Origin of the sequence: Arthrobacter sp. Soil761, assembly GCF_001428325.1 — a bacterium.
In the GTDB taxonomy this organism is placed as follows: Bacteria; Actinomycetota; Actinomycetes; order Actinomycetales; family Micrococcaceae; genus Arthrobacter.
On sequence record NZ_LMSF01000001.1, the window covers coordinates 379,402 to 403,842 of the forward strand.

22 protein-coding genes and 1 tRNA gene are annotated in these 24,441 nt (G+C 66.8%); 11 read left to right on the top strand and 12 right to left on the bottom strand.

Annotation, left to right across the window (positions count from 1 at the left end; translation table 11 throughout):
- Positions 1 to 1,650 (bottom strand): arginine--tRNA ligase, encoded by a 1,650-nt coding sequence (gene argS / locus ASG79_RS01780; protein ID WP_056388003.1) that lies wholly within the window; start codon positions 1,648 to 1,650, stop codon positions 1 to 3.
- Between the two features lie 210 nt (positions 1,651 to 1,860).
- Here argS and ASG79_RS01785 point away from each other — a divergent pair, with 210 nt between their 5' ends.
- The 4 genes from ASG79_RS01785 (at position 1,861) to ASG79_RS01800 (ending at position 4,958) form a co-directional block, all read left to right on the top strand.
- A complete protein-coding gene (locus ASG79_RS01785; protein WP_051081309.1) occupies positions 1,861 to 2,352 on the top strand; it encodes an FMN-binding protein in 492 nt (163 codons plus the stop codon).
- A 3-nt stretch (positions 2,353 to 2,355) separates the two neighbouring features.
- The gene (locus ASG79_RS01790) at positions 2,356 to 3,228 is read left to right on the top strand and encodes an FAD:protein FMN transferase (RefSeq protein WP_056388006.1); all 873 of its coding nucleotides are present in this window, start codon (positions 2,356 to 2,358) and stop codon (positions 3,226 to 3,228) included.
- On the top strand, positions 3,225 to 4,775 hold the full coding sequence (locus ASG79_RS01795) for an FAD-dependent oxidoreductase (RefSeq protein WP_056388008.1): 1,551 nt from the start codon (positions 3,225 to 3,227) through the stop codon (positions 4,773 to 4,775). The genes ASG79_RS01790 and ASG79_RS01795 overlap by 4 nt, the downstream gene beginning before the upstream one ends.
- Positions 4,776 to 4,885: 110 nt before the next feature.
- Positions 4,886 to 4,958, top strand: a tRNA-Arg gene (locus tag ASG79_RS01800).
- A gap of 83 nt (positions 4,959 to 5,041) precedes the next feature.
- Here the strand turns inward: ASG79_RS01800 and ASG79_RS01805 are convergent.
- On the bottom strand, positions 5,042 to 5,992 hold the full coding sequence (locus ASG79_RS01805; RefSeq protein ID WP_056388010.1) for a cation diffusion facilitator family transporter: 951 nt from the start codon (positions 5,990 to 5,992) through the stop codon (positions 5,042 to 5,044).
- 125 nt (positions 5,993 to 6,117) lie between these two features.
- Between ASG79_RS01805 and ASG79_RS01810 the strand changes: the two genes are divergently transcribed.
- Together ASG79_RS01810 and ASG79_RS01815 are read left to right on the top strand one after the other, a co-directional pair.
- Positions 6,118 to 7,170 carry a M4 family metallopeptidase gene (locus tag ASG79_RS01810; RefSeq protein ID WP_056388012.1) on the top strand — a complete coding sequence of 351 codons (1,053 nt, stop codon included), beginning with the start codon at positions 6,118 to 6,120 and terminating at the stop codon, positions 7,168 to 7,170.
- A 57-nt stretch (positions 7,171 to 7,227) separates the two neighbouring features.
- Positions 7,228 to 7,560 carry a protealysin inhibitor emfourin gene (locus ASG79_RS01815; RefSeq protein ID WP_056388014.1) on the top strand — a complete coding sequence of 111 codons (333 nt, stop codon included), beginning with the start codon at positions 7,228 to 7,230 and terminating at the stop codon, positions 7,558 to 7,560.
- An 11-nt stretch (positions 7,561 to 7,571) separates the two neighbouring features.
- On the opposite strand, the gene ASG79_RS01820 is transcribed toward ASG79_RS01815, so the two are convergent.
- Positions 7,572 to 8,540 (bottom strand): GlxA family transcriptional regulator, encoded by a 969-nt coding sequence (locus ASG79_RS01820; protein ID WP_056388016.1) that lies wholly within the window; start codon positions 8,538 to 8,540, stop codon positions 7,572 to 7,574.
- An 81-nt stretch (positions 8,541 to 8,621) separates the two neighbouring features.
- On the opposite strand from ASG79_RS01820, the gene ASG79_RS23780 reads away from it, so the two are divergent.
- The 3 genes from ASG79_RS23780 to ASG79_RS01830 all read left to right on the top strand — a co-directional run bounded on the left by ASG79_RS23780 (position 8,622) and on the right by ASG79_RS01830 (position 13,850).
- Positions 8,622 to 8,789, top strand: a complete 168-nt coding sequence (locus ASG79_RS23780; RefSeq protein WP_166673023.1) for a hypothetical protein — start codon at positions 8,622 to 8,624, stop codon at positions 8,787 to 8,789.
- A 78-nt stretch (positions 8,790 to 8,867) separates the two neighbouring features.
- Positions 8,868 to 12,836 carry an ATP-dependent RNA helicase HrpA gene (gene hrpA, locus ASG79_RS01825; RefSeq protein WP_056388017.1) on the top strand — a complete coding sequence of 1,323 codons (3,969 nt, stop codon included), beginning with the start codon at positions 8,868 to 8,870 and terminating at the stop codon, positions 12,834 to 12,836.
- Between the two features lie 30 nt (positions 12,837 to 12,866).
- Positions 12,867 to 13,850: a beta-ketoacyl-ACP synthase III gene (locus tag ASG79_RS01830; protein ID WP_056388018.1), complete on the top strand. Its 984-nt coding sequence runs from the start codon at positions 12,867 to 12,869 to the stop codon at positions 13,848 to 13,850.
- A gap of 25 nt (positions 13,851 to 13,875) precedes the next feature.
- Here the strand turns inward: ASG79_RS01830 and ASG79_RS01835 are convergent, their stop codons facing one another.
- From ASG79_RS01835 to ASG79_RS01845, 3 genes are read right to left on the bottom strand one after another with little or no spacing between them, the layout of a single operon-like run.
- Positions 13,876 to 14,304: an HIT family protein gene (locus tag ASG79_RS01835; protein WP_056388019.1), complete on the bottom strand. Its 429-nt coding sequence runs from the start codon at positions 14,302 to 14,304 to the stop codon at positions 13,876 to 13,878.
- Positions 14,301 to 15,494, bottom strand: a complete 1,194-nt coding sequence (locus ASG79_RS01840) for an NAD(P)-dependent alcohol dehydrogenase (protein ID WP_082581634.1) — start codon at positions 15,492 to 15,494, stop codon at positions 14,301 to 14,303. Before ASG79_RS01840 ends, ASG79_RS01835 begins: the two co-directional genes overlap by 4 nt.
- A complete protein-coding gene (locus tag ASG79_RS01845; protein WP_056388021.1) occupies positions 15,491 to 16,405 on the bottom strand; it encodes a sulfurtransferase in 915 nt (304 codons plus the stop codon). The genes ASG79_RS01840 and ASG79_RS01845 overlap by 4 nt, the downstream gene beginning before the upstream one ends.
- A 108-nt stretch (positions 16,406 to 16,513) precedes the next feature.
- Between ASG79_RS01845 and ASG79_RS01850 the strand changes: the two genes are divergently transcribed.
- Positions 16,514 to 17,626 carry a PLP-dependent cysteine synthase family protein gene (locus ASG79_RS01850; RefSeq protein ID WP_056388023.1) on the top strand — a complete coding sequence of 371 codons (1,113 nt, stop codon included), beginning with the start codon at positions 16,514 to 16,516 and terminating at the stop codon, positions 17,624 to 17,626.
- Here the strand turns inward: ASG79_RS01850 and ASG79_RS01855 are convergent.
- Positions 17,623 to 18,279, bottom strand: a complete 657-nt coding sequence (locus ASG79_RS01855; RefSeq protein WP_018768435.1) for an MBL fold metallo-hydrolase — start codon at positions 18,277 to 18,279, stop codon at positions 17,623 to 17,625. The two genes, ASG79_RS01850 and ASG79_RS01855, sit on opposite strands and share 4 nt — an antisense overlap.
- A gap of 116 nt (positions 18,280 to 18,395) precedes the next feature.
- Here ASG79_RS01855 and ASG79_RS01860 point away from each other — a divergent pair, with 116 nt between their 5' ends.
- Entirely contained in the window at positions 18,396 to 18,857 is a 462-nt protein-coding gene (locus tag ASG79_RS01860; protein WP_018768436.1) for a Fur family transcriptional regulator, read from the top strand.
- Here the strand turns inward: ASG79_RS01860 and ASG79_RS01865 are convergent.
- From ASG79_RS01865 to ASG79_RS01885, 5 genes are all read right to left on the bottom strand, one after another.
- Positions 18,835 to 19,719 carry a metal ABC transporter permease gene (locus ASG79_RS01865; RefSeq protein WP_056388024.1) on the bottom strand — a complete coding sequence of 295 codons (885 nt, stop codon included), beginning with the start codon at positions 19,717 to 19,719 and terminating at the stop codon, positions 18,835 to 18,837. The two genes, ASG79_RS01860 and ASG79_RS01865, sit on opposite strands and share 23 nt — an antisense overlap.
- A complete protein-coding gene (locus tag ASG79_RS01870; RefSeq protein WP_056388027.1) occupies positions 19,719 to 20,534 on the bottom strand; it encodes a metal ABC transporter ATP-binding protein in 816 nt (271 codons plus the stop codon). The genes ASG79_RS01865 and ASG79_RS01870 overlap by 1 nt, the downstream gene beginning before the upstream one ends.
- Positions 20,531 to 21,508, bottom strand: coding sequence for a metal ABC transporter solute-binding protein, Zn/Mn family (locus ASG79_RS01875; RefSeq protein ID WP_056388029.1), 978 nt, complete (start codon positions 21,506 to 21,508; stop codon positions 20,531 to 20,533). Before ASG79_RS01875 ends, ASG79_RS01870 begins: the two co-directional genes overlap by 4 nt.
- Before the next feature lie 76 nt (positions 21,509 to 21,584).
- Entirely contained in the window at positions 21,585 to 22,655 is a 1,071-nt protein-coding gene (locus ASG79_RS01880) for a hemolysin family protein (protein WP_056388031.1), read from the bottom strand.
- The gene (locus ASG79_RS01885) at positions 22,652 to 23,986 is read right to left on the bottom strand and encodes a hemolysin family protein (protein WP_056388032.1); all 1,335 of its coding nucleotides are present in this window, start codon (positions 23,984 to 23,986) and stop codon (positions 22,652 to 22,654) included. The genes ASG79_RS01880 and ASG79_RS01885 overlap by 4 nt, the downstream gene beginning before the upstream one ends.
- Positions 23,987 to 24,441 lie beyond the last annotated feature (455 nt).

Consider the following 24,441-nt stretch of genomic DNA (forward strand, 5'->3'; position numbering starts at 1 on the left):
TCACATCCGTTCCGGCGCCGAAACGCCCAGCAGGTCGAGTCCGTTCGCCAGCACCTGGCTGGTGGCGTCGTTGAGCCACAGGCGGGTGCGGTTGAGGTCGGTCACGGGTTCGTCGCCCATGGGGGCAATGCGGCAGGCGTCGTACCAGCGGTGGTAGGCCCCGGCGATGGCCTCAAGGTGCCGTGCCACGCGGTGCGGTTCGCGCAGCTCTGCTGCCTTGGCCACGATGGACGGGTAGCTGCCCAGGTAGGACAGCAGCTCGTTTTCCGTGGCGTGGTCCAGCAGCGAGGCGTCGAACGCGGAACGGTCCACGCCCGCAGCCACGGCATTGCGTGCGGCGCCGCGCGAGCGGGCATGGGCGTACTGCACGTAGAACACCGGGTTCTCGTTGCTGTGCTTCTTCAACAGGTCCGGGTCAAGGGTCAGCGGAGAATCGGCCGGGAAGCGCGCCAGGGAGTATCGGACGGCGTCCTTGCCCAGCCAGGAGATCAGGTCCTTGAGTTCGATGATGTTGCCGGCCCGCTTGGACAGCTTGGCGCCGTTGACGGAGACGAGCTGACCGATCAGCACCTCGATGTTGACCTCGGGATCGTCGCCGGCCGCGGCCGCGATCGCCTTGAGCCGGTTGATGTAGCCGTGGTGGTCGGCGCCGAGCAGGTAGATCTTCTCGGTGAAGCCGCGGTCCTTCTTGGACAGGTAGTACGCCGCGTCGGCGGCGAAGTACGTCGGCTCGCCGTTCGCGCGGATCATCACCCGGTCCTTGTCGTCGCCGAAGTCCGTAGTGCGCAGCCAGACCGCGCCGCCGTCGTCGTAGACGTGGCCTTGTTCCCGCAGGCGGGCGACGGCGTCCGCGATGGCGCCGGCGTCGTGCAGCTCCTGCTCGGAGAAGAAGACGTCGAACTCGACGCCGAAGTCCGCCAGGGTGGCCTTGATGTCCTTCATCTGCGCTTCATAGGCGGCGGCGCGGATGACCGGCAGGGCCGCCACTTCAGTGAGCTCGCGGATGTCCGGGTGGGCAGTGAGCACTTCGTGGCCCAGGTCCGCGATGTACTGTCCCGGGTAGCCGCCGTCCGGCACGGGAAGGCCGTGCAGCCGGTTGTAGACGGAGGTGGCGAAGGTGTTCATCTGCGAGCCGGCGTCATTGATGTAGTACTCGGCCGTGACGTCGGCCCCGGACGCCCGCAGCACGCGGGCGATGGAATCGCCCAGGGCGGCCCAGCGGGTGTGCCCGATGTGCAGCGGCCCGGTGGGGTTTGCGGACACGAACTCCATGTTGACGGTGTGCCCGGCGAGCGCCGTGTTGGTGCCGTAGTCCCCGCCGGCCTCGACAATGACCTTTGCCAGGGCGCCGGCGGCCGCGGCGTCCACCGTGATGTTCAGGAAGCCAGGGCCGGCGATGTCGACGGCGGAGACGCCGTCGATGGTCTTCAACCGGCTGCTGAGGAGGGTGGCGAATTCGCGCGGGTTGGTACCCGCCTGCTTGGCGAGTTGGAGGGCAATGTTGGTGGCCCAGTCGCCGTGGTCCCGGTTCTTGGGCCGCTCCACGCGCACCTCAGCCGGAATGGCTGACGCCGCAAGGTCAATATCACCGGCGGCGACGGCGTCTTTGAGGCAGGCGGATATGGCGAGGGAAAGTTCTTCGGGAGTCACCCCTCTAGACTACCGGGGGCCAGTGACAGCAAAGAATTTGGCGGCCTGGGCCGCCCTTCCGGCTCCATGGACGGGTGGGCCCGGCTCCGCGGTGAACCATTCCGGCCCATCCGGCGTTGACTAGACCGTAACCACTGCCGCACGGGATTGCGCAAAGACGGCATTGCGCAAAGAGACCGGTACAGCCCCAACAGTGAAACGAGAGCCTTCATGAGACCCTCCACCCCTCAAAGCCCCGCCATATCCAGCGCCGCGCTCCGCAAGGGTATCTTCGCCGGCCTTGCAGGCCTGTCCCTCGCAGGAACCGTGGCCGGCTGTGCACCATCCACGGCGGACAGCACCCCGGGCGCTGCGGGAAGCCCGTCCACTCCTTCTGCGGGTTCTTCCGCCCTGGCCGGCAGCGGCGGCAATTACAGAGACGGCACCTACAGCGCGGACGGGAACTACGTGTCACCCAACGGCACGGAAACGGTGGGCGTTCAGCTGACGCTGGCGGCGGGAAAGGTCACGGACGTGCAGATCACCCAGCACCCGTCCAATCCGAACACCCGCAAGTTCCAGGGCCAGTTCGCCGGTGGCATCGCTGCCCAGGTGGTGGGCAGGAACATCGATGAACTGAACGTTTCCAAGGTTGCAGGCTCCTCCCTGACCAGCGGAGGCTTCAACCAGGCCGTGGACAAGATCAAGGCGGAGGCGCAGTAGGCGGTGTCCGTCACGGACTGGGATGACTTCCTGTTCCAGGGGATCGGAACCGGCTGGGACATCACCACTCCCCTGCCGTTGCCCGCGCCCCTGCGCGCACGCGTGCTTAACACGGTTGAGAAGTTCGACGCCGACTGGTCCCGTTTCCGGGCCGACTCGCTGGTGTCGGACCTGGCACGGGAGCCGGGGCGTTATCAGTTTCCGGACGAGGCTGCTCCGCTGGGCGAGCTTTACAGCCTGCTCTACCGGCTGACCGGCGGCGCCATGACGCCGCTGATTGGCGGCAGCCTGGAGCGCCTGGGGTATGACGCAGCGTATTCGCTCCGGCCGGCCGGTCCGCCGCTGCCTGCGCCGGCCTGGGAATCGGTGCTCACGTGGTCCGGAACCGTCCTGACGGCCAGCGCCCCCGTGCTGCTGGACATCGGCGCCGCAGGCAAGGGCCTGCTGGTGGACCTCCTGGCCGCGGACCTGGCGGCCGCCGGCATCGGCGCCTTCGTCATCGACGCCAGTGGCGACCTGCTGGCCCGCGGGGCAGGACCCGTCAGCGTGGCGCTTGAACACCCCTACAACCCTGCACAGGCGATTGGGACGATCCACCTGGACGGCCGCGCCCTGTGTGCGTCGGCTGCCAACCGCCGCGCCTGGGGGGACGGACTCCACCACGTCCTGGACGGGACCACCGGGCAGCCGGTGCGGACCGCCGTCGCCACCTGGGCCTTGGCGGGGACTGCCATGGTGGCCGACGCCCTCGCCACGGCCCTGTTCTTTGTTCCCGGCGCCGCGCTCCAGGAAAGCTTTGATTTTTCGTGGCTGACCGTCTTTTCCGACGGCAGCGCCGCCTACTCCGCCGAATTCGAAGGGATGCTGTTCTCATGAGTCCCGTGGAAACACCGCACGCCCCGGCTCCGTCCCTGGCCGGCCGGATGGGGACCGCCGTGGGCAGGTTCACCATGTACCGGGTTGTCCTAACAGTCCTGGCGGTCCTGGCCGCCTACAGCATCCTGCTCAACATCCTGGGCTGGCTGACGTTCGGTATCCCTGAAATGCTCGCGCACCTGGGGCTGTGCCTGGGCTTGACCTACGCCTCCAACCGGGCGCTGGCGGCGCTTTTCCGGGTCAACCCCCACACGGAGTCCTCCCTCATCACGGGGCTGCTGCTGTATTTCCTGTTCTGGCCGTCCCTGCAGCCGCTGGACCTGGCCGGGGTGGCGCTGGCATGCGTCCTGGCCTCCGCCTCCAAATATGCCTTGGCGTGGCGCGGCCGGCACATCTTCAATCCTGCCGCCGCCGGCGCCTTCGCCACCGGCCTCACCGGGCTGAATATCGCTACGTGGTGGGCGGCCACACCTGCCATGCTGTGGCTGCTGGTGCCGGGCGTGCTGCTGGTCCTGTACCGGACCCGCAAAGTGCTGATGGCATCCATGTTCACGCTGGTGGCCACCGCCATCATCACCCTTGAACTGCTTCGATCGGGCATGACGGCAGGCATGGGCATCTACCAGGCCCTGGCGCAGCGGCCGGTCCTGTTCTTCGTGGGATTCATGCTGACCGAGCCCCTGACCCTGCCGCCCCGCCGCAGGCACCAGCTGGCGCTGGCCGCCGTGGTGGGAGTGCTCTTCGCCGTCCCCTGGAACCTGGGCCTGTTCGCCAACTCGCCCGAGGCAGCCCTGCTGGCAGGCAACCTGCTGGCCTTCCTGGCAGGCCAGCGCGGGGCCGTGAAGCTCCGGTTCACCGGCACCCGGCAGCTGACGCCCGCCACCACCGAGTTCACGTTCAACCCGGCCCGGCCGGTGCGCTTCCTTCCGGGCCAGTACATGGAACTGGACCTGCCGCACGCCAGGCCGGACGGCAAGGGCCGACGCCGGGTGTTCAGCCTGACAAGCCCACCGCGGGAGCGGCTGGTGAAGTTCGCCGTGCGGACGGCCGGTCCCTTGTCTGCGGCAAAGGAGGCGCTGCTGGCCCTGCGGCCGGGCGACGAAGTGGCAGCCACGGCGGTGGGCGGCGACTTTATCCTGCCGCGCGATCCGCACCGGCCGGTGTTGCTCATCGCGGCGGGAATCGGCATCACGCCCTTCGTTTCATACCTGTCCTCCGGGGGGCTGCGGGAGCGGGACGCCGTGCTCCTGCTCCTGGCCCATAGCGCAGGGGAAGTCGCCTACGCGGAGGAACTCCGGGACGCCGGCATCCGGGTGCTGGTGCGGTTGGCGGACGGTTCCCGGCCGCCCTCCGGCCTGGCCTCCGCTGCCGCAAACACCGGCCCGGGAGCCCGGCTGGACGGAGGGGCCCTTGCGGCGCTCGTGCCGGACATCGCCGCCCGTGACGTCTATGTTTCGGGGTCCCCGGCAAGCGTTGCATCGCTCCGCCGGGCGGCGAAGAGCGCCGGTGCCCGCCGGGTCCGGACGGACTCCTTCGCCGGCTATTGAAACCGCTTCTTTGCCTGTCCTTTCCTGGCCGTGGTGTCGGTTTTCCCTTGCGGGCCACCTTCCTGCTAAGCTCTAGGACGTCCCGCCGGGAACGGCAGGGAATACGGATTGCCCTCGTAGCTCAGGGGATAGAGCGTCTGCCTCCGGAGCAGAAGGTCGTAGGTTCGAATCCTATCGAGGGCACAGAAAACCCCCGCCGCTTCACTGAAGCGGCGGGGGTTCTTTCGTTTTCCGGCCTTTCCTGCTGCGCTGCGGAAGCCGCAGGATCAGAAATGCAGGGCAACCTCGTCAAGCGTGGCCAGGGTCAGCACGGCTTCCTCGACAGTTTCATGGTCTTCCAGCTCACGCTCGATCCGGCGCAGGACCACCGCCACCTCATGTTCGGGATGGTCCCCCTGCAGGTCCACGGCCGCAACCAGGTACAGCTTGCGGGGACCGACGAATTCCAGGTGCAGGTACGTGAGCCGCGCGATCTCGGGGTGCGCCAGCACCCGTTGCGCCATGGACCGTTCAATGTCGGGGGTGACGCCCTGGCCCACCAGGAAGCGCCTGTTGCGGTCGATCAGGACGACGGCGACGACGGCCAGCAGCACGCCGACCGCGATCGAACCGATTGCATCGGGCAACGGCGATCCGGTGACCTGGTGCAGGAACACGCCCACGAAGGCTATGACAAGGCCGATCAGCGCGGCAGCGTCCTCGGCGAAGACGGCGCGCAGGGTGGGATCGGAGCTGATGAGCACCTGCTCCAGCGTGTGCCGGTCCAGCTCATGGGCCGCCTTCCTGGTCTGCCGGAAAGCCTGGACAAAGGAGATGCCTTCGAAGACGAAAGACACCGCCAGGACCACATAGGCCACCATGAAATCTGCGGCCGGCTCCGGCTCGATGATCTCCTGGATGCCATGCATGATGGACACCACCGCGCCGGCGGTAAAGAGTCCGAACGCGGCGAACATGGACCACACGTAGGCTTCACGGCCGTAGCCCATGGGATGGCTCTTGTCCCTGGGCCTGCCTGAACGGCGCTCGGCGAAGAACAGGAACACCTGGTTTCCTGTGTCCGCCCAGGAGTGGGCTGCCTCCGCTGCCATGGAGGCCGAGCCCGAAAGGACTGCGGCCACCGACTTCGCCACTGCCACGAGCGTATTGGCTACGAACGCGATGATGACCGTGAGGAGGGTGGAGCCGGGCTTGTTGCGCTTTTCGGTGTCAGCCATGCGCCTACCGTACCCATCCGGGCCTGCTGCAGCACCCGGAAGGCAACCGAATTCGCGGCGGCCGCCTGCAGTCAATTGTCGGAGGCTCCTCTTAGGCTGAAACCACCTAGCTGAGGGAGTACGCCATGCAAGTTCAGTTCTGTTCCATCGTTCCGCCCTACCTGTTGCGCCGGCTGGCCCAACAGGACGCACCGGGATTCTCTTCGGCGGCAAGCGCGGCCCGGAAGGCCCTTGGCCACATCGAATCATTCCAGGCAGCACGTGCACAGGCCGTCCCGGTCCTCCCGTCCGGGCTGCGCCAGGTCAAGCCGGGCCCGGTGGACCGCACCATCTACGATGCCGGCGGCGAAGAAACGCTCCCGGGCAGGCTGGTCCGGGAAGAAGGCGGGCGCGCCACCGGCGACGCCGCCACCGATGAAGCCTACGACGGCCTGGGTCACACGCACCGGCTGTATGCCGACGCCTTCGGCCGGGATTCGGTTGACGGACGCGGCATGAAGCTCGATGCCACGGTGCACTTCGGCAACCTGTACGACAACGCTTTCTGGAACGGCTCCCAGATGGTGTTCGGTGACGGCGACGGCGACGTCTTTGACCGGTTCACCAGGTCCCTCAGCGTTATCGGACACGAACTGGCGCACGGGGTCACCCAGTACTCGGCCGGGCTTGCGTACCGGAACCAGGCGGGCGCCCTTAATGAGTCGATGTCAGATGTCTTCGGCGCCCTCGTTGAGCAGTACGTCAAGAACCAGTCCGCCGCCCAGGCCAGCTGGCTGATCGGTGAAGGCCTCTTTACATCCAAGGTCCAGGGGCAGGCCCTTCGGTCCATGAAGGCGCCCGGAACGGCGTACGACGACGACGTGCTGGGCAAGGACCCGCAACCCGACTCCATGGACTCGTATGTCCGGACCAGCGCAGACAACGGCGGTGTCCACATCAACTCCGGCATCCCCAACCGCGCGTTCTACCTGGTGGCGGACGCCCTGGGCGGCAATGCCTGGGAGGCGCCCGGCCGCATCTGGTACGAGACCCTTACCAGCGGTTCGATGCCGCCGGCCGCAACCTTCACCGTCTTTGCCCGCGCCACGGCACGGGCCGCCGCAGACCTGTTCGGTTCGGGGTCCAAAGAGCATGACGCCGTAACGGGGGCGTGGGAAACTGTGAAGGTCAAGGTTTAACCACCCCGGCTGACCGTCACTGGCCGCCGGGCCACAGGGAAGCCCAGGGGCCAGGCCATGAAGATCAAGGTGGAACGGAGCGGCGGGATAGCTGCGGTTACGCGGGTGTGGACGGTCGATGCGCAATCGGACAGCGACCTCAGCCAATGGCAGCCCCTGGTCGAGGCCTGCCCGTGGGATTCGGTACCCAAGACGCCAAGGGCAGCTGCCGAGCAATTTGCGGAAGCCCAACCGGACAGGTTCATCTACTCGATCCGGGCAGGGCAACGCAGGGCAGCACTTCCCGAGCAGGCCGTCACCGGACCCTGGCGGATTCTTGTGGACAGCGCACGGGAAGCGGCCGAGGAACTCCGCGCCCAGGAACGCCGCGACGAGCCCGCCCCGGGCTAGTGCAAAGGGTGCTACCCCGCCACAGCCAGTTGGCCGCGGAAAGCGCGGCGGTATGACTGCGGGCTGGTGTCCAGGACCTTGGCGAAGTGGTGCCGCAGCAGGACAGGGTGCCCGAAGCCGGACTCCCTGGCGATTTCTTCGATGTTCAGGTCCGTGGACTCAAGGAGTTCCTGGGCCCGGAGCACCCGCTGTGAATTGAGCCAGGCGGCAGGCGTCGCTCCGGTCTCGGACCGGAAGCGCCGGGCGAACGTCCTGGCCGACAGGTGCACGCGTGCCGCCAGTTCGCTTACCGTGTGCTCGCGGTCCAGGTTCTCCACCATCCAGCGCAGCAGCTCCTCCATGGGAGCTGAGCCGCAGGCCGGCATTGGCCGGTCAATGAACTGCGCCTGGCCGCCGTCGCGGTGCGGAGGAACCACCATGTCCCTGGCGATCGCGGCAGCCACCTTGGCCCCGAGTTCGACCCGCACAAGGTGGAGGCAGGCATCGATCCCGGCGGCGGTCCCTGCGGACGTAATGATGTTGCAATCCTGCACGTAGAGTACGTTTTCGTCCACCTGCACGCCGGGATTTTCGGCAGCCAGTTGGCCGGAGTAGTGCCAGTGCGTGGTGCAGCGGCGCCCATCCAGCAAGCCGGCGCGGGCCAAGGCAAAAGCGCCCGAGCAGATGGACATCACCCAGGCCCCCCTTGCATCAGCAGCCCTCAGCGCCTCGACTACGGATTCATGCAACTCGTCGCCCCTCCCGTAGGGGGCCATGATGACCAGGTCCGCATCTTCGGTGGCTTCAAGTCCCAGGCCCACGTTGAGGGTCAGGCCTGACTTCAACCGGACGTCGCCAGGCTCCGGCGTGCAGACGCGGAAGTCGAAGGCCGGGACGCCGCTCCCCCGGCCGGATCTGTCGATGCCGAATACCTCGCAGGCAGTGCCGAACTCGAACATCGAGAAGTTGGGAACCACGATGACGGCCACTGATTTGAGCATGCTTCCATTGTGGCAGGAATTATGTCTTTTTGGGCATTTCTGCCACTTTTTCCCTGTTGCAGGATGGAGAAGCATGGAGGCATGGAAATCCTCATAAGCCTCCTCATCCTCCTGATCCTCCTCGTGGCCGCAGCAACCATTTCAGCGCTTTTGCGTGATGGCCGGGGGCACACGCCTCCTGCTGAATCCCACGAAGCCTGGTCCGCCCTGGACCTCCCAAGCATCAACTACACGCTCCGCGTTTTCTAGGGCAGAACCAAAGGCGCCGGACACCTGCCGGCAGTACAAACGGGAAGCCGGGGCTCCCGCAGTAGACTGTCTGCAGCCATGACTTTTCATATCTCCTATCCCGCCGAGCTGCCGGTTTCCGAGCGCCGCGAGGACTTGATGGCCGCGATCGCGGCCAACCAGGTGACCATCATCGCCGGCGAGACCGGCTCCGGAAAGACCACCCAGATCCCCAAGATGTGCCTGGAACTTGGCCTGGGCGAGAAGGGACTGATCGGCCACACGCAGCCCCGGCGGCTGGCAGCCCGGACCGTGGCCGAGCGCATTGCGGAAGAGCTTGGCGTGGACATCGGCCAGGAGGTGGGCTTCCAGGTCCGTTTCACCGGTGAGGTAAGCAAGGCAACCAAGGTCAAGCTGATGACCGACGGCATCCTGCTTGCCGAGATCCAGCGGGACAGACTGCTGCGCAGGTACAGCACCATCATCATTGACGAGGCACACGAACGAAGCCTCAACATCGACTTCATCCTGGGCTACCTCAAGCGGATCCTGCCGCAGCGGCCGGACCTGAAGGTGATCATCACCTCGGCCACCATCGACCCGGAACGGTTCGCCCACCACTTCGGGACCCCGGAACAACCCGCTCCCATCGTCGAAGTCTCCGGCCGGACCTATCCGGTGGAAATCCGCTACCGGCCGCTGTCCCAGCCCAAGGCCGACGACGACGACCCCTCGGACGATGAACTCGAGGAGGACCGCGATCCCCTGGATGCCGTCTGCGATGCGGTGGACGAGCTCGCGGCGGAGGCGCCCGGTGACATCCTGGTCTTCTTCTCCGGCGAGCGGGAGATCCGCGACGCCGCGGACGCACTCCAGGCCCGGATCCAGTCCAACCGAAGGCTGTCCAACACCGAGATCCTTCCCCTGTTCGCGCGCCTGAGCCTGCAGGAGCAGCACAAGGTGTTCCACCCCGGCAGCAAGCGCCGGATCGTGCTTGCCACCAACGTGGCGGAAACGTCACTCACGGTGCCGGGCATCAAGTACGTCATCGACACGGGCACGGCCCGCATCTCCCGGTATTCGCACCGCACCAAGGTCCAGCGCCTGCCCATCGAACGCGTCTCGCAGGCATCGGCCAACCAGCGCTCCGGCCGCTGCGGCCGGGTGTCTGACGGCATCGCCATCCGGCTCTACTCGGAGGAGGACTACGAGTCCCGGCCCCGGTTCACGGATCCGGAGATCCTGCGCACCAACCTCGCCGCCGTCATCCTCCAGATGACCGCCATGGGCGTGGCAAAGGGCCCCAAGGACGTTGAGGAGTTCCCCTTTGTCGAGCCGCCGGAAACGCGGGCCATCAACGATGGCGTTACCCTCCTTCGCGAGCTCGGCGCCCTGGCTCCCCCACGCCCGCAAGACAACGGCGGTAAGCCCGGGGCAGGCGGCGGCCTCACCGCCGTCGGACAGAAACTCGCCCAGCTGCCCGTCGATCCCCGCCTGGGCCGAATGATCGTGGAGGCCGGAAAACGCGGCTGCGTCCGCGAAGTCATGGTCCTGGCGGCCGCGCTGACCATTCAGGACCCCCGCGAACGGCCCACAGACAAGCAGCAGCTGGCCGCGGAAAAGCACAACCGCTTCCGGGACGAAAACTCGGACTTCACCGGCTACCTCAACCTCTGGAACTACCTGCAGGAGAAACAGCAGGAACTGTCCTCGTCGGCCTTCCGCCGGTTGTGCCGGGCCGAATTCATCAACTACCTGCGGGTTCGCGAGTGGCAGGACCTCTTCGCGCAGTTGCGCCAGCTTGCGCGGCCGCTGGGGATCGCCCTGGACAACAAGCGCCTGGCCGATCCCGTGGGCAACCATGACGGGATCCACATCAGCCTGCTGTCCGGGCTCCTGAGCCACATCGGAATCCTGGATGAGCGCAAGCGCGAGTATGCAGGTGCCCGCGGCAGCCGGTTCGCGATCTTCCCCGGATCCGCGCTGTTCAAGAAGTCCCCCACGTTCGTCATGGCAGCGGAGCTGGTGGAAACCAGCCGCCTGTGGGCCAGGGTGGCGGCCAAATTCGATCCCCTGTGGGCCGAGCAGGTGGCACCGGACCTGGTGAAGCGCACCTACAGTGAACCGCACTGGTCCACGCGGCAAGGCGCGGTCATGGCCTACGAAAAGGTCACCCTTTATGGCGTTCCCATCATTGCCCAGCGGCGGATTAACTACGGCAGGGTGGATCCGGTCGTGGCCCGGGAGCTGTTCATCCGGCATGCCCTGGTGGAGGGTGACTGGAAGACCCACCACAAGTTCTTCCACCGCAACCGGGCGCTCCTGCATGAGGTGGAGGAACTCGAGGCACGCATGCGCCGCCGCGACCTGTTGGTGGATGACGAGACGCTGTTCGAGTTCTATGACGCCAGGATCGGCCCCGACGTGGTTTCCGAACGGCACTTCGATAAATGGTGGAAGGATGCCCGCCGGGAGAACCCGGACCTCCTGGACTACGACAAATCGCTGCTCCTCAGTGACGACGCCGATGACCTGGATGAATCGGCCTACCCCAAGACCTGGTTGCACAAGGGCTTCGAGCTTCCGCTGACGTACGAGTTCCACCCCGTGGCTCCTGGTTCACCGCCCAACCCGTCCGACGGCGTCACGGCCGAAGTTCCCGTCCTGTTCCTCAACCAGCTGGACGATGCCCCGTTCCGCTGGCTGATCCCCGGCCAGCGCGTGGAGCTGGTGACCGCGTTGATCAAGTCGCTGCCCAAGCAGGTCCGCAAGAACTTCGTTCCTGCCCCCGATGTTGCCCGGCAGGCGGTGGCGGTCCTCGAAGCGGACTTCGATCCTGCCCGGGATGAGCTGGAGCCGTCGCTGGAACTCGCGCTGCGGCGGATTCGCGGCGCCATCATCCCGCCCGGTTCCTGGAACTGGGACGCCGTGCCTGCGCACCTGCGCGTGAGTTTCAAGGTGGTGGACAGCGGCGGCAAGGTGCTGGGCGAAGGAAAGGACCTGGCCGAACTGCAGGAGAGGCTGGCTCCTGCCACCCGGCGCGCGATTGCAGACTCGCTCGGCGCCACACCGGCCTCCACTGCGCCCGGCGCCGGCGGCAAGGCCCAGCAGCGCAGGAACGGCAAGGCGTCCGACGCCGGAGCAGCCACACGCCCGCAGGCTGCCGGGGTGCCGGGAACCTCCGCCGCGGCCGGGTTCGTGGAGCAGGAAGGCCTGACGGAATGGAGTTTCGGCACCATCGAACGCCAGGTGAGCAGCATGGTCAAAGGCCACACCGTCACCGGGTACCCGGCCCTGGTGGACCAGGGAACCTCAGTGTCGCTGCGGGTCTTCCAGACGCAGGAGGAACAGCTCGACGCGATGCGCGGCGGCGTGATCCGCCTGCTTGCCCTGCGGGTTCCGGCGCCGGACCGCTACGTCCTGGAGCACCTGAGCAACACGGAAAAGCTGACCTTCAGCCAGAACCCGCACGGCTCGGTATCCGCCCTCATCGCGGACTGCGCGCTGGCGGCCATCGACAAGCTCACGCCCGCGGACCTTCCCTGGGACCGGAAGGCCTTTGACCAGCTGTATGAGCTGGTGCGTGCCGAACTGATCGACACCGTCTTCACGGTCACCGCCGTGGTGGAGCGCATCCTGGCCAGCACCCGCCGGATCGAGAAGCAGCTCAAGGGCACCACCAGCCTGGCCCTGATCAGCGCGCTCAACGACGTCAAGAGCCAACTGGAACAACTGGTGTATCCCGGTTTTGTGGCACGCACGGGCTACGCACAGCTCAGCCAGATGCCCCGGTACCTGGCGGCCATCGAGAAGCGGCTGGAGCGGCTGCCCGGCAACGTCCAGCGCGACGCCCTTAACATGGCTGTCGTCCAGCGGCTTGAGGACGACTACGACGATGCCGTCTCGGCGCTGCTGCCGGGACGGCGGGCAGGACGCGAGTTAACCCAGGTGCGCTGGATGATCGAGGAACTTCGGGTAAGCCTGTTCGCCGTCGAGCTCGGCACCGCGTATTCAGTGTCTGAGAAGCGGATCCGCGCCGTGCTCAACAAAGCACTGGCCCCCGCCTAGCGGCGGCCAGCCACCAAGGAGAGGAATCCAATGAAGCTCACGCTTGCCCAGGGCCCGGCAGGGACAGAGATTGCAGGGCTCGGCCACGCCCAGCCCGCGCGCATCATGGACAACCATGAGCTCGAGGGCATGATGGACACCAACGACGAGTGGATCCGCCAGCGCACCGGCATCGTCACAAGGCACATCGCCGGCGAGGGCGAGACAGTGGTGGACCTCGCGGTTCCGGCGGCACGGATGGCCCTGGCCGATTCGGGCGTCGCGGCCGCGGACGTCGACCTCGTGGTGGTGGCCACCACCACGGCCGCCGAACGTTCCCCCAACACCGCGGGCCGGGTGGCCGAGGCGCTGGGCCTGGGACGGGACGGCCGGGGACCGGCCATCATGGACGTCAATACGGCCTGTTCGGGCTTTGAGTACGCCCTCGGCGTGGCCGACCAGGCCATCCGCAGCGGCAGCGCCTCCCACGCGATCGTCGTTGGCGCGGAAACCCTCTCAGCCGTGACCGACTGGACGGACCGCGCGACGGCGGTGCTCACCGCGGACGGCGCCGGCGCCGCCGTCGTGCGTCCGTCGGAGACGCCCCGCATTGGCCCGGTGGTGTGGGGGTCCGAGGGCGGCATGGCCGATGCTGTCCGGATCTCCCCGCCGTCGGGCAGGTTTTCGCAGAACGGCCGCGAGGTGCTGCGGTGGGCCCTGACCAAAGCGCCGGAGCGTGCCCGCGAGACGGTGGCCAGGGCGGGGCTGGCAATGGACGACATCCAGGTCCTTGCCGCGCACCAGGCCAACCTCCGCATCATCGAACCGCTGGCCGAGGCCCTGGGGCTGTCGGACCGGATTGTCATCACCGACGTCACCGAGTCCGGGAACACGTCCGCTGCCAGCGTGCCGCTGGGGCTGAGCAAATGGTGGCACTCCGGAAGGATCCCGGCGGACGTCCCCGCACTGCTTTTCGGCTTCGGCGGCGGCTTCACCCATGCGGGCATGGTGGCGATGACGCCGCGCCGGGACTGATCTCCCTGCCAGCCTTCCCCGCGTCCTACCTGCCGGGCACGAACTCCCCGTACCCGGCGGCCCGGAGGCCGTCGCGCAGTTTCTCCGCGTTGGCGTCGAGGACTGCGGGGTCCGGGTTCTGGTCCGCCGATCCGAAGTCGAAGTCGGCCATGCTTTGCGATGGCCACACGTGGACGTGCAGGTGGTTGATTTCGTAGCCCGCCACGATAAGGCCCGCCCGGCGTGCCCCGAAAATGTCCACCTGGACGGCACCGACGCGCCGTGCCACTTCCATGACCTTGGCCAGTGTTTCCGGCGACGCGTCCGTCCAGCGGTCCACTTCTTCGGTGGGAACCACCAGCGTGTGGCCGTCCGCGAGCGGGCCGGTGGTCAGGAACGCCGAAACGTCGTCCTCCCGCCACACAAACCGGCCGGGGATCTCACCCTTGATGATCTTCGTGAACAGTGTGCTCATGCGTCTGTCTCCTCAGCGGCTGCCTGCAGCGTGCCGGTATCCAGCACGAACCGGTACTTAACGTCTCCTGCGACCATCCGGTCGTAAGCTTCATTCAGCTGGGCAGCGGTCACCATCTCAATGTCGGCCACCACGCCGTGTTCAGCGCAGAAATCCAGCATCTCCTGGGTCTCGGCAATCCCGCCGATCAAGGACCCTGCATAGGCGATCCGGCGCCGGATCAGAGCACCCGGGTTGACCGGCGGCATCGCCTCGGAGGGCAGTCCCAGCTGGAACAATGCCCCGTCCACGCGCAGGGTGCGGAAGAAGGGGTTCAGGTCGTGCGGGGCGGCAACGGTATCGATGATGAGGTCCACCGTGCGGTCCGCGGCCGCCATCGCCTCCCCGTCCCGGGACAGGACAACCTCGTCCGCGCCAAGCTCCAGCGCGGCCGCCACCTTGGACTTTGACGTGGTGAATACCACCACCTTCGCCCCCATCGCCTTTGCAAGCTTGACGGCCATGTGGCCGAGCCCGCCCAGCCCGACGACGCCCACCACGTCCCCTTCCCCGACGTCGAAGTGCCGCAACGGGGAGAACGTGGTGACGCCGGCGCACAGCAGGGGCGCGACGGCGGCCGGGTCCAGCGACGCCGGGACACGCAGGACGTACCGGCGGTCCACCACGATGGACGAGGAATACCCGCCCTGGGTGATTGCGTCACCGTTCCGCCGGTCCTTGGCACCGTAAGTGCCGGTCATCCCGTTTTCGCAGTACTGCTCAAGGCCGTCAAGGCAACTGTCGCACTCGCGGCAGGAGTCCACCATGCAGCCCACGCCCACCCGGTCGCCTATGGCGAAGTCGGTAACGTCCGCGCCGATCCTGCTGACGGTTCCCACGATTTCGTGGCCGGGAACCAGGGGGTACGCCTGGCCGCCCCATTCTCCGCGGGTTGCGTGCACGTCGGAGTGGCAGAGCCCGCAGAACTCGATGGCGATCTCCACGTCGTCCGGCTTGGGCGCGCGCCGGGCCACGGTCAGCGGCACCAGTCCGCTCTCCCGGGAGACCGCACCCCAGGCGCCGGCAAGCGACCCGGCTTCAGCGGCGGGGGCAGCATCAGATACGGGATCCAGAGGGTTGGAGGGGTCGTTGGGTTGGGCTGGATCTATGGGTTTTGCTAGGGGCGGTGGTACCGGGCGTCCTGGTGTCATAGTGCGACGCTACCCCCGCCGCCTGCGGAGTTTCCAGCCGGCCTTCCGCCCTCCCGGGCCTCCGTTCCGCCGCCCCCGGGTTCCGGACCCACGGCCACCGGCAGCCCGGGCCGGTTGGACCACTCCGAAAAGGAGCCTGGGTACAGGGCTGCCGGAAACCCGGCGAGTTCCAGTGCAGCCACCTCGTGGGCGGCCGTGACGCCGGACCCGCAATAGACGGCCACCGGGAGGCCTGCCACCACGCCAAGGGATTCAAACCTCCGCCGCAGCTCTTCCCGCGGCAGGAACCGCCCGGCGTCGTCCACGTTCCCGGTGGTGGGGGCGCTCACCGCTCCCGGAATGTGTCCGGCACGGGGATCAACCGGTTCGACCTCGCCCCGGTACCTCTCCCCTGCCCTGGCATCGAACAGCAGCCCATCCCTCGGCCAGGCTGCGGCAGCACCGGCGTCGACCACTGGCATCTGCCCGCTGCCCAGCTCCACGTCGCCGCGCGCGGGATGGACCGGGCCCGGTTCGAGGGGCAGGCCGGCGGCACGCCAGGCGGCCAGGCCGCCGTCGAGCAGGTACACCTCATTGAGGCCGGCATCGCGGAGCATCCACCACACCCTTGCGGCCGCCATGTTCGCGCTGTCATCGTAGGCGACCACGACGTCGCCCTTCTTGATGCCCCAGCGCCGGGCCGACTCCTGGAACTGTCCGGAGGAGGGCAGGGGGTGCCGTCCCCGGTCCGGAACCGCCGGGTCGGACAGCTCGGAGGCCAGGTCCACGAAGACGGCACCCGGCAGGTGCCCTGCGAGATAGTGTTCGTGGCCGTGCGGATCGCCCAGGACCCAGCGCACGTCCAGCAGCACCGTCCGGCGCCCGGCGCCGAGCCTGGCCTGGAGGGCGGCAACGTCCATCAACGGTTTCATCGGTGCTCCTTCTGCAGCGTGCTGACGGCGGACGCGGGATATCCTGCCTGGACGGCCGCCGGTCCCACTCTAGACGGGGAGTTCCCGGCCCGCGGGTAGGCTGGACTGGTGACGATCGAGGGCAGCACCGGCAGGAACGATGGCGGAACGGACCGGGACTGGGCCGACCAGGCCATCCGCACCATCACCGCCGAAAACAACCGTTCCGCGGACACGCACCTGTACTCCGTGCCGCTGCCGGAACAGTGGGGCATCCAGCTGTACCTCAAGGACGAGTCCACGCACCGCTCCGGCAGCCTGAAGCACCGGCTGGCCAGGTCCCTGTTCCTGTTCGGGCTGGTCAACGGCTGGATCCGGGCGGACACCACCATCGTGGAGGCCTCAAGCGGCAGCACCGCGGTCTCGGAGGCCTACTTCGCCCAGTTGCTGGGTTTGCCCTTTGTCGCCGTGATGGCCCGCACCACCAGCCCGGAAAAGATCGCGCTGATCGAAAAGTTCGGCGGCTCCTGCCTGCTGGTGGAGAACGCCACGGATGTGTATTCGACAGCCGAAGAAGTAGCCGCCACCTGCAACGGGCATTACATGGACCAGTTCACGTTCGCGGAGCGGGCCACCGACTGGCGCGGGAACAACAACATCGCCGAATCGATCTTCGGGCAGCTCAGCCTGGAGCCGCATCCGGTGCCGGAGTGGATCGTGGTTGGCGCCGGTACGGGCGGAACCAGCGCCACGATCGGCCGGTATCTGCGCTACCACAGCCATCCCACACGGTTGCTGGTGGTGGACCCGGAGAACTCGGCCTTCTATCCAGGCTGGCTGGGGGAAGCAGCCGGACGGCCCACCGGCCTGCCCTCGCGCATCGAAGGCATTGGCCGGGCCCGGATGGAGCCGAGCTTCATCCTTACGGTGATCGACCGGATGGTCCAGGTGCCGGATGCCGCCTCGGTGGCAGCAATGCGGCACCTGAACTCATTCGCCGGCCTGCATGCAGGTCCCTCCACCGGAACCAACCTGTGGGGAGTCTGGCAGACGGTGGCCCAGATGCTGTCCGAGGGCCGCAAGGGCAGCATCGTGTCGTTGATGTGCGACGGCGGCGAACGGTATGCGGGCAACTACTGGAACCAGGACTGGCTGGCTTCCCAGGGGCTGGATCCGGCGCCCTACGAGGCCGTGATTTCGCGCTTCCTGGACACCGGGGAGTGGACCGGCGCGCCGGCCTAAACCTCCACGGACTCGCGGGCGGCCAGGTGCCTGTATTCGGTGCCGTACTTGGCGCCGATCCGCTTGACATGGCCTTCAACGATGCCCAGGCCGTTGTCGTTGAGCAGGCCGTCATGGATCTGGAAGGCGCGCGGCGCCCGCACACCGATGACGAAGTCAACAACCTCGGCGGACTTGCTCCACGGCGCGTGCAGCGGGACCAGGAGCGTCTGGACCTGGATTCCGTCCGGGATGATGAACGAGTCCCCCGGGTGGTACACGTTTCCGTCCACCAGGAAACCGATGTTGGCAACCACCGGGATCTGCGGGTGGATCAGGGCGTGCTGGCCGCCAAAGCTGCGGATGTCGAAGCCGGCGGCCTGGAAGGATTGGCCGGGTTCCACCGTATGGATGCGGTCTGCCGCGGCGGCGGCTTCCCGGCGCAGTTGCCCGGCCACGCCCCCGGGGGCATACAGCGCCAGGCCCGGATCTCCTTCGAGGGCGGCCACCACGGCCTTGCTGTCAAGATGGTCTGCGTGTTCGTGGGTTACCAGGACTGCCTGCGCCCCTGACAGCGCCTCGGCTGATTCGGAGAAGGTGCCGGGGTCCAGTACCAGGATGCGGCCTTCCTTCTCGAGCCGGATACAGGCGTGGGTGTACTTGGTCAGCTTCATAGCGCCAGCCTAGGGTCCGCCCCGGAAGCCTGTCCACGGACCCTGTCCTGCACTCCGGCCCATGAAGCTCCGGCTGGTAATCTTGGTGTTTGCCCCCCACGGAAGCGAGTTCGTCCATGCCGATCGGCGTCAAGGCTGATTCCGCCGCCCCATCCCCGGCAGGAGGCGGCAGGGAACAGCGCGTTACCAAGCAGCGCAAGGCCGTCAGTGCGGCCCTGGACCACCTGGACGACTTCGTCAGCACGCAGGAGCTGTACCGCATCCTGCAGAACCAGGGCGTGTCCGTGTCATTGGCCACTGCCTACCGGATCCTGCAGTCACTCGCCGATGAGGGACTGGTGGATGTGCTGCGCAATGGCGACGGCGAGGCCGTGTACCGGCGCTGTGCGGTGACCGCGCATCACCACCACCTGCTGTGCAGGAACTGCGGAAAGGCAGTGGAGGTGGAGGCACCCGCCGTCGAAACGTGGGCGGTGCGCACGGCCGCCGAGCATGGGTTTACCGAGGTGGACCATACCGTGGAGATTTTCGGCCTGTGCCCTGACTGCACCGCCCTTAAGGCTGCCGGGAAGCTGTAAGGACCCGCCCGTTGATGCCGCGCGCGGCGCGCACGGAGCTGATGGCGCGGCAGGCCACGTAGATCAGGAACGACAACGTGGTGACGTAGGGGCTGATGGGGATCCGTCCGCCCAGTGCCAGCAGGATTCCGCCCACCGTTGCGGTGACAGCAAAAACGACGCTCAGGACCACCGCCGCAACCGGCGACGACGTGACCCGCAGGGCCGCGGCCGCCGGCGTAATCAGCAGCGCAAGCACCAGCAGGGCGCCGACCACCTGGATGGACAAGGCCACACTGACGCCCAGGAGGACCATGAAGACGAGGGCCAGCGTGCGGACCGGGACTCCCCGCGCCTCGGCGAGTTCGGGATCCACGCTGGCGAAGGTGAGCGGCCGCCAGATGGCCACCAGCACCAGCATCACCACGACAGCGGTCCCGGCGAGGGCCTGGAGCTGGACGGTGTCCACGGAAACGATTTGCCCGGTGAGGAGCCCGAACTTGTTTGCGGCCCGGCCCTGGTACAGGGACAGGAACAGGATTCCGAGTCCCAGGCCGAACGGCATGATCACGCCGATGGTTGAGTTCTTGTCCCTGGCCCGGACACCCATCAGGCCCAGCAGCAGCGCTGCCGCCACCGATCCTATGAGCGAGCCAAAAACCACGTCCGCACCGACCAGCAGGGCGAAGGCGGCGCCGGCGAAGGAAAGTTCGGAGATGCCGTGGACCGCGAAAGCGAGGTCCCGCTTCATGACGAACGTGCCCACGAGGCCGCCAAGGAGCCCCAGGATGGCGCCCGCCCAGATTGAGTTCTGGACCAGGACCAGCAGTTCGCCGTAGTTGTCGAAGTTGAAGATGGCACCGAGGATGCTGTCGGCGTCCATTACGCTGCCTCCCCTGCCAGGGCGTCAGCCTCGGCGTGGTGGTGGGTGGTGGCATCGGGCAGGCCAACGACGACGATCCGGCCGTTGGCGTGGATCACCTCCACCTGGGTGCCGTAGAGGTCGGAGAGCACTTCCGTGGTCATGACCTCTTCCGGCGTCCCCACCCGGAACCGTCCCCCTGCCAGGTACAGGACCCGGTCCACGTAGTCGATGATGGGGTTGATTTCGTGGGTAACGAAGACAACGGCGCTGTTGTGTTCGCGGCTTTGTTTGTTGATCAGGGCGCTGACTGCCTGCTGGTGGTGCAGGTCAAGGGACAACAGCGGCTCATCGCAGAGCAGGACCTGCGGATCAGTTGCCAGTGCCTGCGCCACGCGGAGCCGCTGTTGCTCCCCGCCGGAGAGCTGGCCAACGGGGACCTTGGCGTAGTCGGAGGCGCCCACCAGTTCCAGGAGCTGGTCCACCCTGCGGTTTGTCTTGCCGGCCGACAACCGGATGCCCCACCGGTGCCCGTCGACTCCCAGGGCCACCAAATCGCGGGCACGCAGGGGCGTGTCCTGCGGAAACGACTTCTGTTGTGGAATGTAGCCGATCAGGTTGCTGCCGCGTTCCACGGGCCGGCCGCCCAGGAACGCTTGTCCGGAGTGCAGCTTCTGCAGGCCCAGGAGGACCTTCAGGAAACTGGTTTTGCCGCTGCCGTTGGGACCCAGCACGGCGAAGAACTCACCGGGCCTGATGTCCAGGTCCAGATCCTCCCAAAGCGTGCGCTGACCGAACCTGAGGCAGGCCCCGCTGAGGCTGACGACGGATTTCACCTGTTTGACTCCAGAATTTTGCTGACGTTGTTCACATTGTCCGTCATCCACTGCACGTAGGTCTTTCCCTCAGGCAGGGTTTCGGTGAAGTCCACCACCGGAACCCCGGCGGCTTCAGCAGCCTTCTTCAGCGCTTCCGTCTGCGGGCCCTCGGTCTGCGCGTTGTAGGCCAGCAGCCGCACTGTCCCGGAAGCCACCAGGTCTGTGGCCTCCTTCATGGCGGCGGGCGGGACGTCAGTGCCCTCCTCGATCGCGGCAGTGTAGGCCTCAGGTGTGGCGTTCTTCAGGCCCGCATCTTCGAGCAGGTAGAGGGGAACGGGTTCGGTGACCGCAACCTGTCCTCCGGCCGCCGCGCCTTTCCGGGCCTCCAGCTTGCCGTGCAGGTCTGAGAGGGAGGCCTTGAAGGCGTCGGCGTTGGCTGTGAACGTGGCGGCAGAACCGGGATCCAGCGTGCCGAGCTTCGCCGCAACACTGTCGGCCATCCGCTCCATGGCCGGCAGGCTGTACCAGACGTGCTCGTTGAAGTTGCCGTGATCGTGCCCGCCAGGGCCTTCGGCGGCCGGCCCGGTCGAGGCGGAAGCCTCCTCCTCCGGGTGGGCAAGGCCGGAGACTTCGACGGCGGTCAGCACCGAACCGCCGTCGAGCTTGCTGCTCTCCACCAGGGTATGAAGGAAGTCGTCGTAGCCGCCGCCGTTTTCGATGACCAGCTGCGCCTTCGAAACAGTGAGGCGGTCCTGGGCGGTTGCCTGATAGGAATGCGGATCCTGGCCGGCGTTGTTGATGATCGCGGTCACGCTGACCTTATCCCCACCGATGCTCCTGGCAATGTCGCCGTACACATTCGTCGAGGCCACGACGTTGATCCCCTGCGTGGAAGCGGGCGTCCCGGACTGCTGCGGGCTGCACGCACTGAGCAGAAGGCCAAGGCCCGTCAGGGCGGCAAGGAAAGAGCTGGCAGCGGCGGTACGGCGCACGGGAAACCTCAGTTCACGCAGATGGGGAGGACGACAGTGCAAGCCTATACCTAAATGCGAATGATTCCTATTTAGGTCAATTTCCGTTCGGCTGGCCCAACCGGCGGATTCCGGTGGCCTGCGTCGCGTCCCGGATTTCACCGACGAGCTGTTCGATGACGTCCTCAAGGAAGAGCACACCCCGCGTCTTGCCGTCCGGGCCGATCACGCGTGCAAGGTGGGATCCCGTGCGCTGCATGACGGACATGGCTTTTTCGATCTCGTCCCCCAGCGCCAGGTTGGCCAGCGAGCGGATGCGGCTCTCGGCAATCGGCAGTTCGTAGGCGGACTCCGGAATGGACAGCACATCCTTCACGTGGAGGTAGCCGTAGAGCATGTCGTCGTCATCCAGCATGGGAAACCGGGAGAACCCCGTACGGCTGACGGCCTTTTCAAATTCCACCGGAGTGGTGGAAGCCCCCAGCATGACCAGCTTCCCGAGCGGCACCATGATGTCCTCCGCCGTGTGCTCCGAGAACTCCAGGGCACCGGTAATGAGCCCGGCGTCGTCGTCCACCAGGCCGTGGCGGGTGGACTCCTGGACGATCGACTGCACCTCCTCCAGCGTGAAGGAGGACGTCACCTCATCCTTGGGCTCGATCCGCATCAGCTTAAGGATGTAGTTGGCGGACCAGTTGAGGACTGAAATCACCGGATGGACCAGCCGCGAGATGAACAGCAGCGGCGGGGCCAGGAGCAGCGCGGCCTTGTCCGCCACGGACACCGAGATGTTCTTGGGCACCATCTCGCCGAATGTGACGTGGAGGAAGGTCACCAGCATCAGGGCCACGGCGAAGGCCGCAACGTCCGCAGCTTCCGCCGGCAGGCCCACCGTCTCGATGGGGACGGCAAGCAGGTGGTGGATTGCCGGCTCGGCCACCAGCAGGATCAGCAGGGAGCAGACGGTGATGCCAAGCTGCGCGCAGGCCAGCATCAAGGACACGTTCTCCATGGCGCGCAGGGTTGTCTGGGCGCGCTTGGATCCGGTGTCGGACAAGGGCTCAATCTGGCTGCGGCGCGCGGACATGATGGCAAACTCAGCCGCCACGAAAAAGGCATTGCCCAGCAGGAGCAAGCCCAGCCAGAGGATGCCCGCCCAGTCACTCATGGCTTGCTCCTGTCATTGGCGTCCTGTGCAGCCGGTTGATCCGCCGGGTGGAAGCAGATGCGGTCGATTCTCCGGCCGTCCATCCTGGTAACGCTGAGCGTTCCGCCGCCCACCGGGACGGCGTCCCCCACCACGGCGATCCGGCCGAGTTTGCTCATGACGTAGCCGCCCACGGTCTCGTAGGCCGCTTCGTCCGGAACACTCAGCCCCGGGATCTGTTCGGACAACTCGTCCGGACGGAGGAGCCCGGGAAAGTACCAGTCGCCGGAGGCGCTTTGCAGTAGCCCCGGACGGACCTTGTCGTGCTCGTCCGCCACCTCGCCCACGATTTCCTCCACCAGGTCCTCAAGGGTGGCGATGCCTGCCGTACCCCCGTATTCATCAAGCACGACGGCCAGCTGGAGGTTTCCCTCGCGGAGCTCGGCCAGGAGTGCATCAAGGTGGATGGTCTCGGGCACCCGCAGTACCTCGGTCATGATGGCGCCCGCTTCAAGGTTGCGGCGCCGGTCCCACGGAACAGCGACGGCCTTCTTGACGTGCACCAGTCCGCGGATGTCGTCGGCGGACTCGCCAATAACAGGGAACCGGGAGTACCCGGTCCTGCGTGCTGCGTCCACCACGTCGGAGACCGGCTGGTCGGCGTCGATTGTCTCGAGCCGGATGCGCGGCGTCATGACGTCCGCGGCCGTCCGCGTTGAGAAATTCAGGGTGCGGGCGATGAAGTTCGCAGTCCCGGCGTCGAGCGTTCCCATCGCAGCCGACCTGCGGACCAGCGAGGCAAGCTCCGCCGGAGTCCGCGCGCCGGAAATTTCTTCCTTGGCTTCCAGCCCGAAAACGTTCAGGACCTTGTTGGAAAAGCCGTTCAGGACCAGGATGGCCGGTTTGAAGATCGCCGTGAAGATCAGCTGTGGCCGGGCCAGCGCCCGGCCCACGGGGAACGACAGCGCGATCGCCATGTTCTTGGGCACCAGCTCACCCAGGAGCATGGACAGCAGCGTAGCCAGCACCATGGCGAGGATGAGGGAGATGGACTGCACGGCCACGGCGGGAAGTCCGACGGCGGCCAGCGGCGCCTCGAGGAGGTGGCCAACCGAGGGTTCCATGACGTAGCCGGTGAGCAGCGTGGTCAGGGTGATGCCGAGTTGGCAGCTGGACAGCTGGGTTGACAGCGATTTGAGGCAGGTGAGCAACGGCACAGCGCCGCTGTCCCCGTCGTCAATGGCGCGCTGGACGGTGGATTGGTCCAAAGCGATGAGGGAAAACTCGACGGCCACAAAGAATCCGGTGCCGGCGATCAGCAGCAGGCCTGCTGCCAGGAGGAGCCACTCCATTCAGCATCCCGCCTGGAGCGGCAGGACCGCCGGGAGCGCAGCCGACCGGAAAAGGGAGGAGCTGCTTCGGCCCGGCGGAGGATGGTCGGCGGATCCCGAGGACTGGTCCGCACGGGATGCGGCAAGCTGGGCCGCTGGCTGGTGATGGGCGCGTTGTCGGGGTTTGCCGGCTCTGGGGGCGGACTGTGCGGCGCTCCTCGTGGAGCTCCGCTGACAGTGCCCAGGCCGGCACCTAGATTTACTGTCCATAAGAATTTCAGTCTACAGGAGCGGCCCCGGCCGGATGCGCGGCAGTCCGCCGCCGGGGCGGCCCGGCCTCCGGCCGCCCCAGCACTTTGCGGGGCTTCCCGGCGACCCTTGGCGCTCCAGGAGCCGGGCGTATCAGATGGCAATTCAGATGCAATTTTGGGCTCACATTCAGCCCCATGTTCGTCACTTCATGATTTGGGTCACCC